The organism is Mucilaginibacter sp. (assembly GCF_028287845.1).
Lineage (GTDB): Bacteria > Bacteroidota > Bacteroidia > Sphingobacteriales > Sphingobacteriaceae > Mucilaginibacter.
Map to the genome: position 1 here is coordinate 1 of NZ_JAQBOW010000034.1, position 11,712 is coordinate 11,712.

The window sequence follows — 11,712 nt, forward strand, 5'->3', positions numbered from 1 at the left end:
CCCGAAATTAAACGTATCCCGGGTGTAGGTTCGGCAACCATATTTGGTGGTGTTAAAGATTATTCTATGCGTGTTTGGCTTAACCCAAGCCAGATGGCGGCCTACAAAATAACCCCTGCCGAAGTTATGGCGGCTATTCAGGATAAAAACCTGGAAGCAGCGCCGGGTAAATTAGGCGAAAGAAGCAAGGAAGTATTTGAATACGTTATAAAATATAAAGGAAAGCTTACCAAGCCTGAAGAGTATGAAAACATTGCTATCCGTGCAAATGCAGATGGTTCTGTACTGCATTTAAAGGATGTGGCACGTGTAGAATTAGGTGCTTACTCATACACCAGCGTAACTCACTTAAACGGGCACGATGGTATTGGTATTGGTGTAATACAATTAGCAGGATCAAATGCTAACGAGATACAGATAGCGGTGGATAAACTGATGGAAAAAGCATCAAAAGATTTCCCGGCCGGTATTAAATACAATAACTTTTACAGGACAAAAACCGCGCTTGACGAATCTATAGACCAGGTTGAGCATACGCTGATAGAAGCATTTATACTGGTGTTTTTGGTAGTGTATATATTCCTGCAAGATTTCAGGTCGACGTTAATTCCGGCTATAGCGGTTCCGGTTGCTATTATAGGTACCTTCTTCTTCATGAGCTTGTTTGGGTTCTCCATTAACTTACTTACGCTGTTTGCCCTGGTGCTGGCCATAGGTATTGTGGTGGATGATGCCATTGTGGTTGTTGAAGCAGTACACGCCAAGATGGAGCATAAACACCTGGCACCCAAAGCAGCCACCGCCGAGGCCATGCACGAAATTACAGGTGCTATTATATCTATCACCTTGGTAATGGCGGCAGTGTTTTTACCCGTTGGTTTCATGACCGGGTCAACAGGTGTATTTTACAGGCAGTTTGCCTTTACTATGGCTATAGCTATTGTAATATCGGCTGTTAACGCATTGACGTTGAGCCCTGCATTGGCCGCTTTATTTTTAAAGGATCCTCATGCAGGTAAAATTGAAGGCGCTAAACCAACAGGATTTAAAGAGAAATTCTTTGCCGGGTTTAACAGCAGCTTTAGTATGGTTACTAACCGTTACGTTGGCGGATTGAAATTCCTTATCAATCATAAATGGATAAGCATGGGTGCATTGGCCGTTGTAATATTGGCTACTGTTTACCTGGTGAAAAGAACACCAACGGGCTTTATCCCTACAGAAGATCAGGGCTTTATTGCGGTGTCGGTTTCTACACCGTCAGGAACGTCGTTAGATGGTACCACAAAAATATTGAAACAAGCGGAAGATGCGGTTAGGGCTTTGCCAGCAACTAGATTTGTTACCGCTATATCTGGCTTTAACTTATTGACCTCATCAAACAGTCCGTCGGCTGCGGTATTCTTTGTACTGCTTAAACCCAATAAAGAAAGGGGGCAGGTAAAGGATATCAATGCCATACAAGATATAATGCGGGGCAAGCTGGCTGCTTTAACAGGTGGTACCTTCTTTGTATTCAGTTTCCCAACTGTACCGGGCTTTAGTAATGTGGAAGCATTGGATGTGGTGCTGCAAGATAAAACGGGCGGTAAGCTGGATAAATTTAGCGGAATAGCCAATAACTTTATTGGTAAGCTGATGACTAAACCTGCAATTGCCTACGCTTTCACAACTTTTAAAGCCGATTATCCGCAACTGCAATTAGAGGTGGATGACGAAAAAGCTAACCAGTTAGGCGTTAGTGTTAAGGATGTACTGCAAACAATGCAAGCCTATTTCGGCAGCGCGCAGGCATCAGATTTTAACCGCTTTGGTAAATATTACCGGGTAGTGGTTCAGGCAGATGTTGCAGACAGGACAGACCCCGCATCAATAGACCGGGTGTTTGTTAAAAATAAAGCCGGCGAAATGGTACCTATTAATACACTGGTAAAATTAACCCGTGTTTATGGTTCAGAAACGGCATCACGTTATAACCTGTTTAACTCTATCGAGGTTAATGCCATCCCAAAACCCGGCTTTAGCTCTGGCGATGCGATAAAAGCTATACAGGAAACCGCCCAGGAGCAATTGCCATCAGGCTTTGCCTATGAATTCTCTGGTCAAACACGCGAGGAAATAGGATCAGGGGGGCAATCGGCTATTGTATTTATGCTGTGTTTGATATTTGTATATTTCTTACTATCAGCACAGTACGAAAGTTATATCCTGCCGTTGGCGGTAATATTATCCATCCCTACAGGTATTTTGGGTGTGTTTGTGGCATTGGGCTTTACCGGTATAGAAAACAATATTTACGTACAGGTAGCTTTAATAATGCTGATAGGCCTATTAGCCAAAAATGCCATCCTGATAGTTGAGTTTGCTGTACAGCGGCGCAACGCGGGTTTACCATTAGTAGCCGCGGCAATAGAGGCAGCTAAGCTAAGACTGCGCCCAATCATCATGACATCCATGGCGTTTGTGTTTGGTTTGTTCCCCATGAGTATAGCTACCGGCCCGTCTGCACAGGGTAACCACTCTATAAGTATTGGCGCCGCGGGCGGGATGGTATCCGGTGTATTATTGGGCCTGTTTATTATTCCGGTACTGTTCGTAATATTCCAGCATCTACAGGAAAAAATAACAGGCGTACCGTTAGCTGTACTAAATAACCAGAACGGAGAACATCATAACGAAATAAAAAATGGTATAGCTATACCGGCCATTACACAACAGGAACTGGTATAATTTAAAAAAAGAAACATCATGAATACGATATATAAATATATTTTGCTGCTTGCTGTATTGGCCACAAGTGCCTGTAAAGTATCAAAGGATATTAAAACACCAATAGCAGAATTACCTGCAAATTTTAGAAACGACTCCACAAAAGATGCCGGTAGCATAGCTGATATCCCCTGGAAGGATTTCTTTACAGATGCCGAACTTCAAAAACTGATAGATAGCGCCATCGTAAAAAATTACGATATGCAGATAGCTATCAAAAACATTGAAGCCTCACAATTATTGGTAAAACAGGTAAAATGGAACTATGTACCAACTGTTGGCCTTAATGTGACTGCAAGTACAGATCGCCCGTCTGATAATAGTTTAACAGGTTTAAGTCTCAGCCAGTTTGGTATTGGCACCAAGCACATTGAAGATTATTCAGCCAATTTATCTCTTTCATGGGAGGCTGATATATGGGGTAAGATCCATAACCAAAACAAGAGCGCATTGGCGGCTTATTTGCAAACTAATGAGGCTAAAAAGGCCATACAAACCAATATAGTTGCCGGTGTATCGCAAGGGTATTATAACCTGCTGATGCTGGATGCGCAACTGCTCACCGCGCAAAACAATGTTAAATTGAATGACAGTACCCTGCGTATTATCAAATTGCAATTTGATGCCGGGCAGGTAACATTGCTGGCTGTACAACAGGCACAGGCGCAGCAATTAGTAGCTGCCGGGCTTATACCACAGTTTGAGCAAAACATCACATTACAAGAAAACGCCCTGCGCATATTAACCGGCGAGCTCCCAGGCAGGATTGTGCGCGATAAAACATTAAATGAGGTTTCTTTTGCGGATAATTTATCATCAGGCGTTCCTGCAGATTTGGTAAACCGCAGGCCCGACGTTAAAAGCAGTGAGCTGGCATTAACCATAGCCAATGCCAATGTAGGTATAAATCAGGCAGAAATGTACCCCGCCCTGCGCATTACTGCCAGCGGTGGTGTAAATTCGTTTATGGCGAGTAATTGGTTCAATATACCTGCATCATTGTTTGGTATGGTTTCGGGCAGTGTTTTACAGCCTTTGCTAAATCATAAAGAGTTAAAAACCAATTTTGAAATAGCTAAGATCGACCGTGAAAAAACGGTAATACAATTCAGACAAACAGTGTTGAACGCTGTTGGCGAGGTATCAAACGCGTTAGTAAAAATTGATAAACTAAAATCAGAACAAGATATTGCTGCTAATAGGGTAAATACTTTGCAAAAAGCAACTTCAAACGCTAACCAACTATTTAAAAATGGTATGGCTAACTATTTGGAGGTGATTACCGCGCAGGGCAATGTATTGCAAAGCGAGCTTGAGCTGGCTTCTATAAAAACGGCTCGGCTAAACGCTGTGGCCGAATTATATAGGTCGCTTGGAGGTGGTTGGAAATAAGCGGTAAGATATTTTTTTTTATAATGTTAGGTTTTGTTTAGCTTTTTAATACTTTAGCTAAGCCATTCAAAACCAACCATTATAAATATGAAATTAAAGTTTTTTAGCTTTTTAAATATTACGCTATTAGTATTATTTGCAAACATAAGTATTGCAAAAGCACAGGTACAGCCACAGATTTTGGTTTTTAAAAAATCATCAGGTTATCATCATGGTTCTATCCCGGTTGGTGCTCTTGCAATTATAAAATTAGGCAAGGAGAACGGTTTTCAGGTAGATACAACCTCTGATGCCAGTAAAATAGAAGAAAATAATTTAAAGAAATATGCCGCGCTTGTGTTTGTAAGCACAACCGGCTATTTTTTAAATAACTACCAGCAGGCTGATCTTGAAAGATACATACAATCAGGCGGGGGCTTTGTAGGTATTCACGCTGCTGCCGATGCCGAGTACGATTGGCACTGGTATGGCCGTATGGTTGGCGCGTACTTTTCGCACCATAATGTGGGTACCCCGCAAGCTACATTAAACGTGGTTGACCGGAATAATATCGCTACTAACATGCTTCCCGAAAAATGGGTGAGAAATGATGAATATTATCATTATAAATCGGTAGCGAAAGATCTGCATGTACTAATAAAATTAGATGAGTCGTCTCTTACTTACAAACCAACTGATGAGCCTTATAAAATGGGCGATCACCCAATTGCCTGGTATCATGATTTTGATGGCGGCAGGGTGTTTTATACAGGTCTTGGCCATACAAATGAATCATACAGCGAGCCATTATTTTTGCAGCATTTATTGGGCGGCATAAAATATGCTATCGGCAAAAATGTACCATTAAATTACGCCAAAGCAAAAACTCAGCGGGTTCCCGAAGAGAACCGCTTTATAAAAACCAGTCTGGTAAGCGGCACTTTATTTGAACCTACCGAAATGACTATTTTGCCTAACCTGGATATATTGATTGTACAACGCCGTGGCGAAATCATGCTATATAATCATCTAACCAAAAAGCTTAAACAGGTTGGTTTCCTTAAGGCATATTTTCATACTTTATATAATAAAAGTGTAAATGCAGAGGAAGGCGTACTTGGTTTACAGGCCGATCCTGATTTTATAACCAATCACTTCATTTACATTTACTATAGCCCTGCCGATACAACAGTTAACCGCTTGTCGCGCTTTACGTTTGTTAATGGTAAGGTTGATAATAAATCAGAAAAAATAATATTGCAGGTAAAAACCATGCGCGAAATATGCTGCCATACAGGTGGTTCTATAGCGTTCGGAAAAGATCATATATTATTTGTTTCGCAAGGCGATAATACAACGCCGTTTGATGAACCTAATTTACCAAAGGGGGCGCCTAATACCTATTCATACTCGCCTTTGGATGACAGGCCGGGACATGAGCAATACGATGACCGCAGAGGATCTGGTAATAGCAATGACCTGCGTGGAAAAATAATGCGCATACAAATACATCCCGACGGTACCTACACTATACCCGAAGGTAACCTGTTCCCTAAAGGAATGGATAAAACACGCCCCGAAATTTATGTAATGGGTAACCGCAACCCTTACCGCATAACAGTTGATAAAACTAACGGGTTTTTGTACTGGGGCGAAGTGGGCCCGGATGCCAACAATGATAGTTTGGCCACACACGGCCCCCGTGGTTATGACGAAATTAACCAGGCACGAAAAGCAGGTAACTTTGGCTATCCATATTTCTCCGGGAATAATTCTCCCTACCGCGAATATGACTACGCTACAGGTAAAGTTGGTGCTGCTTTTGATCCGCAGCATGTTATTAATAATTCAAGAAATAATACAGGTTTAAAAGAATTACCTCCGGCGCAGCCTGCATTTATATGGTATCCATATTCGGCATCAAAAGAATTCCCGCAGGTTGGTACCGGCGGTCGTACAGCTATGGCGGGCCCGGTTTATCATACAAACCTGTATCAAAATACAGGTAAATTACCATCATATTATAATAATAAGCTATTTATTTATGAGTGGATAAGAGGATGGATAAAAGTGGTTACCATGACGCCCGAAGGTGATTATGATGCTATGGAACCATTTATGGATAAAACCAAGTTTAACGCTCCTGTTGATATGGAACTGGGGCCCGATGGCAAACTATATGTATTGGAATATGGCAATGGCTGGTTCCAGAAAAACCCGGATGCAGGCTTATCAAGAATTGATTTTAATACTGGTAATCGCGCGCCCGAAATTGCTGCGATCTCTTCTGATAAAGCATTTGGCAGCTTACCTTTAACTGTTACCTTATCGGTTAAAGCAACCGACCCGGAAAAAGATAAAATGACCTATACCTGGAACCTGGGTAATGGCTTAAAAAAGATAACAACAAAGCCTGTTTTAACTTACACCTATATTAAAAAGGGAAATTATAATCCTTATGTAATTGTTAAAGACAGCAAGTTGGCTGCAAGTAAAAGTAAAACTGTTTTTATTGCTGCGGGCAGTACCCAAGAAGTTGCTGATCCATCTGCACCTTTTGCGTCTGGTAAAGAATTAATGTTATCTATGGATTGCAAAAGCTGCCATAAGGCTGAAGAAAAATCTATTGGGCCGGCTTTTATAGAGGTAGCCAAAAAATACAGTAAAAACGATGCAAATAAACTAGCCAATAAAATAATAGCCGGCGGCTCGGGCGTATGGGGTGATGTGGTAATGCCCGCACACCCTAGTTTAAAACCCGAAGAAGCTAAGCAGATATTAGATTGGGTATTCTCCTTGTCTGGAAAATAACAATAGCTATCTATATAGTAAAATGCCGAAATGATTTACATCATTTCGGCATTTTTTGTTCAAAACCATTCCTTTATTTTGATTGTTCAGCAAATAGATAATACATTTTGCCATGAGCCTGGAAAAATATGCAGAGAAGCGGGATTTTACCAAAACGGCAGAACCCAAAGCAGGAAGAAGCAAGGGTAAAGATCATTTAATGTTTGTGATACAAAAGCATGACGCGTCACGCCTGCATTATGATTTCAGGCTGGAAATGGATGGCGTTTTAAAAAGCTGGGCCGTGCCAAAAGGCCCGTCTACAGATCCTAAAGTTAAAAGGCTGGCCATGATGGTAGAAGATCATCCTTTTGATTACCGAAACTTTGAAGGCATTATTCCGCAAGGCGAATATGGGGGTGGTACAGTAATTGTTTGGGACGAAGGTACTTATGAGCCTATAGAAAATATAAAAGGCAAGCAGGCACAGGAAAAGCATTTGCTGCAACAACTAAAATCCGGCTCGGTTAAAATTAAACTCCACGGCGAAAAGCTGGAAGGCGAATACGCATTGGTAAAAACTCAGGGTATGGGCGAAAACGGCTGGCTGCTGATAAAGCATAATGACGGTTTTGCCAGTCCGAAAGATATTACGAAAAAAGATAGATCTGTATTATCCGGTAAAACTATCGAAACCATGGAAAAAACCAGCGAAAAGGTTTGGCAACACGGGCATGAAGAAGATGTAGAGCAAGCGGATAAAAAAAGTAAAAAAAAAGACCTGGCGCAACCGGTTGAGGAAGTGGTGGGTAAGAACCTGGCTGAGGAAAAAATGGATACGCCTGAGCCCGATGTTGAGGCAATTATAAAAGCTGCGCCAAAATCACCCATCCCCCAAAATATAAAACCCATGAAGGCCACACTGGTGGATGCGCCTTTTGATCATCCGGACTGGGTTTACGAGGTAAAATGGGATGGTTATCGCGCTATAGCGGTCATTGATAAAAAAGGAGCCGAACTGATATCACGAAATAATATTCCATTCGATAAATACTATCCCATAAATAAACTGCTGAAAAACTGGCAGATCAATGCTGTAATTGATGGTGAAATAGTGGTATTGAACGATAAAGGATTGTCGGATTTTGGCGCTTTGCAAAATTGGCGCAGCGAAGCCGATGGCACTTTGGTTTATTACGTTTTTGATATTTTATGGTACGAAGGCAAGAATTTGATGGGACTACCTTTAAATGAAAGACAAGCCATCCTTAAAGAAATACTTCCTACCAATGATGACCGTATACGGCAAAGTAAAGTATTTGCAGCCAATGGTATAGAATTTTTTGCTGCCGCCGAAAAGATAGGGTTAGAGGGCATTATCGCTAAAAAAACGGACAGTGTTTATACTTCTGATCTCCGATCGAAAGAGTGGCTGAAAATTAAAGTACAGCGCAGGCAGGAAGTTATTATTGCAGGCTTTACCAAAAATGAAGGCACCGCGAAAGCATTCAGCGCGTTGGTATTAGCTGTTTACGATGGCAGCACTTTAAAATATGTGGGCAAGGTGGGTACCGGATTTCCGGATAAGCTGCAAAAAGAAATGATGGCGCAGTTTAAGCCGCTGATAACTGATAAAAGCCCTTTTGAGGTTGAACCTGATGTAGATAAACCTTCACGGTTTCGTCCGCAAAGGTTAGGGGCCAAACCTACATGGTTAAAGCCCGAACTGGTGGGCGAAGTTGCCTTTGCTGAAGTAACCAGCGATGGGATATTCAGGCAGGCATCATTTAAAGGTATGCGTACAGATAAAAAAGCTAAAGACGTAGTGTTAGAGACGCCACGGGATGCAGAGGAGACCGTAAACGAAGCAGACGAAGCACCAACAGAAACCCACAGTGCAATTAAACCGCCAACAAATAAAGAACGTAAAACACTGCTTAATCCCCAAGATGAAACCCAGGTGCGCAAAATTTGCGGACATGACTTGAAATTTACCCATCTAAGCAAAGTTTACTGGCCCGAAGATGGTGTAACCAAGCGCGATATGTTTAACTACTATTATCGCGTAGCCGAATATATACTGCCTTATTTGAAGGACAGGCCCATGTCGCTAAACCGTTTCCCTAATGGGATACACGGGCCAAGCTTTTATCAAAAAGATGTGAAGGGCAAAGCGCCGGATTGGGTAACAAAAACATTCCCCTATACCACCAGCGACGGCGAACACAAAGAGTATTTAGTTGGCTTTGATGAAGCATATTTGTTATGGATGGCATCATTAGGCTGTATAGAAATGAACCCGTGGTTCAGTCGCATACAATCGCCTGACAATCCTGATTATTGTGTGATAGACCTTGATCCTGATAAAAACACTTTCGACCAGGTAATTGAAGCCGCCCGGGAAGTTAAAAAAGTACTTGATGCTATTGATGTGCCATGTTATCCTAAAACATCCGGCTCTACCGGCATGCATATCTATATTCCTTTAGGGGCCAAGTACAGTTATGACCAGTCGCAAATGTTTGCTAAGATTATAGTAAAACTGGTGCATGAACAAATACCAGACTATACCAGTTTAGAGCGTATGGTTGCCAACCGAAAAGGTAAAATGTATCTTGATTTTTTGCAAAATCGGCCCGGAGCCACCATTGCCGGCCCATATTCATTAAGGCCAAAGGTTGGTGCAACAGTTTCTATGCCCTTGTTATGGGATGAAGTAAAACCTGGTTTAAAAATGAAAGACTTTACCATATTTAACGCTATTGACCGATTAAAGGAAACCGGCGACCTGTTTAAAGGCGTTTTAGGTAAAGGTATTGATCTGGAAAAAACTATAAAAAATGCAAAAGATGCTTTTGAAATATAAACAAAAACGATATGGCAGCCTTTAATTTTAAAATAGGAAATAAACTATCAATCATTGCCATTCCAGAAATGCGGGTATATATGAATGGTCATCCTATTTTAACCTATTCTTATAGCCTTTATAAAAATACAGCTACAGAATATCCTGCATCTGATATTATAAAAGAGGAGCAGCATTTAAAAAAGCAGTTAGATCCTGATTATCTTGGGTTTATAACTTTTGAGATACCAGGCAAGCTATATAATTACGTAGCCGATGGCCGGCAGTCATTATCCAAAGAAGAAATAGAACAAGCGGTAGAACAAATAGTACATTATCGGGATAACCCGGCTTTATGGAAACATTAAACAACAATTAACTAAAAATATGGAAGAACTTGTAATTAAAATATTTGGCGAAGGAAAGGATTTAAATGTTTATCAAATGTCTGCACGCGCTTTTGTAATTTATATTATAGCGTTAGTGCTTATTCGTATATCGGGCCGCAGGACATTTGGAAAAAAATCGGCTTTTGATAATACTATCGCTATAATATTAGGTGCAATTTTAAGCCGTGCAGTTGTTGGCGCGTCAGATTTTGTACCTACAGTAGTTTGCTGCCTGGTGCTTGTTTTACTTCATCGTTTATTAGCAATAATAAGTTTGCATAGTGAATCTTTCGCGCGTTTGCTGCGTGGAGAAAGCATGGTTCTTTTTGAAAACGAAAAGCTAAATGATGAAAATATGAAATTAGGACTCATCAGTAAAAACGATCTGATGGGCGATGTACGAAGTAAAGCCAACATTAATAGTTTAACCAGTGTAGATCAGGTTTATTTGGAAACCAGTGGTGAGATAAGCGTTGTAGGAAAAAAACCGCATAAGTAATAACTTCTCTTTTTATTCATTTTGTTTATTTTAAACAATAAAGTTGTAAAATCATTTTCTATTATGTAAATTTATTTTCCCGTGCATGGTTTTTTAACAAACCACTAAGTTATAAAACCTGTACAAAAGCATAAACTAAACCTTAATTACGTGCTCAACGAAAACAAAGATGGGTTTGCAGTAAGTCATAGTTTCGATGAGAAGCTATTTCGCTTTGTTGTAGCAAGTATAAGCGATTACGCTATATTTATGATTGATCCAAACGGTTATATATTAAGTTGGAACCAGGGTGCACAAAATATTAAGGGATATACCCCAGAAGAGATAATAGGCAGCCATATCTCGGTATTTTATACCATCGAAGACTATAAAAAAAACTTACCAAGCCATAATTTAAACGAAGCGCTAAAAAATGGTACTCACGAAAGCGAAGGGTGGCGTGTAAGAAAAGATGGATCTGTATTTTGGGCAAATGTAGTTTTTACAACAGTTTATAATGAGAATGGGCATCTTGTGGGTTTCGCAAAGATTACCCGGGATATTACTGAAAGAAAAAAAAGTGAGCTAAAAAAAGAAGAGATAAAGACCGAACTTGAAAAACGTGTTAAGGAAGATACAGAAAAGATTGTTGCCAATGAACTTCGATTTAGGAAACTGATTGAAAATAGTAATGATGGCATTACCTTACTGGATAAAAACCTTGACATAATTTACCGGAGCCTTTCTTCAGAACGTATTAGTGGCTGGAGTAATGAAGATAGGAACATATATGAAATTAAAAGTCAAATTCATCCTGATGATAGAAGCAAAATTCAAGATACGTTTACTGAGGTATTAAAAAAACCAGGTGTCCCGATAATGTCAATTTATCGTACCCAACATAAGCAAGGCTATTATATATGGATAGAATGTTTGTACACCAATTGGCTTAATGATGTAAACATTAATGCCATTGTATGCAATTTTAGAGATATAACCCAAAGGAAGCAGACCGAAGATGAGCTGGAAAATAAAAATGAGCAAATAAAAGATATACTGGAAAGTATTAC

7 protein-coding genes are annotated in these 11,712 nt (G+C 40.4%); all 7 read left to right on the forward strand.

Features of this window, described 5'->3' with window-relative positions:
• Positions 1 to 2,730 (forward strand): efflux RND transporter permease subunit (locus JWP71_RS03140; RefSeq protein ID WP_299497011.1); only part of this gene is annotated, 2,730 nt, incomplete at its 5' end.
• An 18-nt stretch (positions 2,731 to 2,748) separates the two neighbouring features.
• Positions 2,749 to 4,161: an efflux transporter outer membrane subunit gene (locus JWP71_RS03145; RefSeq protein WP_299497014.1), complete on the forward strand. Its 1,413-nt coding sequence runs from the start codon at positions 2,749 to 2,751 to the stop codon at positions 4,159 to 4,161.
• An 87-nt stretch (positions 4,162 to 4,248) separates the two neighbouring features.
• Positions 4,249 to 6,951: a ThuA domain-containing protein gene (locus JWP71_RS03150; RefSeq protein ID WP_299497017.1), complete on the forward strand. Its 2,703-nt coding sequence runs from the start codon at positions 4,249 to 4,251 to the stop codon at positions 6,949 to 6,951.
• A 112-nt stretch (positions 6,952 to 7,063) separates the two neighbouring features.
• Positions 7,064 to 9,796, forward strand: a complete 2,733-nt coding sequence (gene ligD / locus JWP71_RS03155; protein WP_299497020.1) for a DNA ligase D — start codon at positions 7,064 to 7,066, stop codon at positions 9,794 to 9,796.
• 11 nt (positions 9,797 to 9,807) lie between these two features.
• A complete protein-coding gene (locus JWP71_RS03160; protein WP_299497023.1) occupies positions 9,808 to 10,143 on the forward strand; it encodes a hypothetical protein in 336 nt (111 codons plus the stop codon).
• A gap of 19 nt (positions 10,144 to 10,162) precedes the next feature.
• Positions 10,163 to 10,663, forward strand: a complete 501-nt coding sequence (locus JWP71_RS03165; RefSeq protein WP_299497026.1) for a YetF domain-containing protein — start codon at positions 10,163 to 10,165, stop codon at positions 10,661 to 10,663.
• A gap of 150 nt (positions 10,664 to 10,813) precedes the next feature.
• A partial coding sequence (locus tag JWP71_RS03170) for a PAS domain-containing protein (RefSeq protein ID WP_299497029.1) occupies positions 10,814 to 11,712 on the forward strand: 899 nt, incomplete at its 3' end.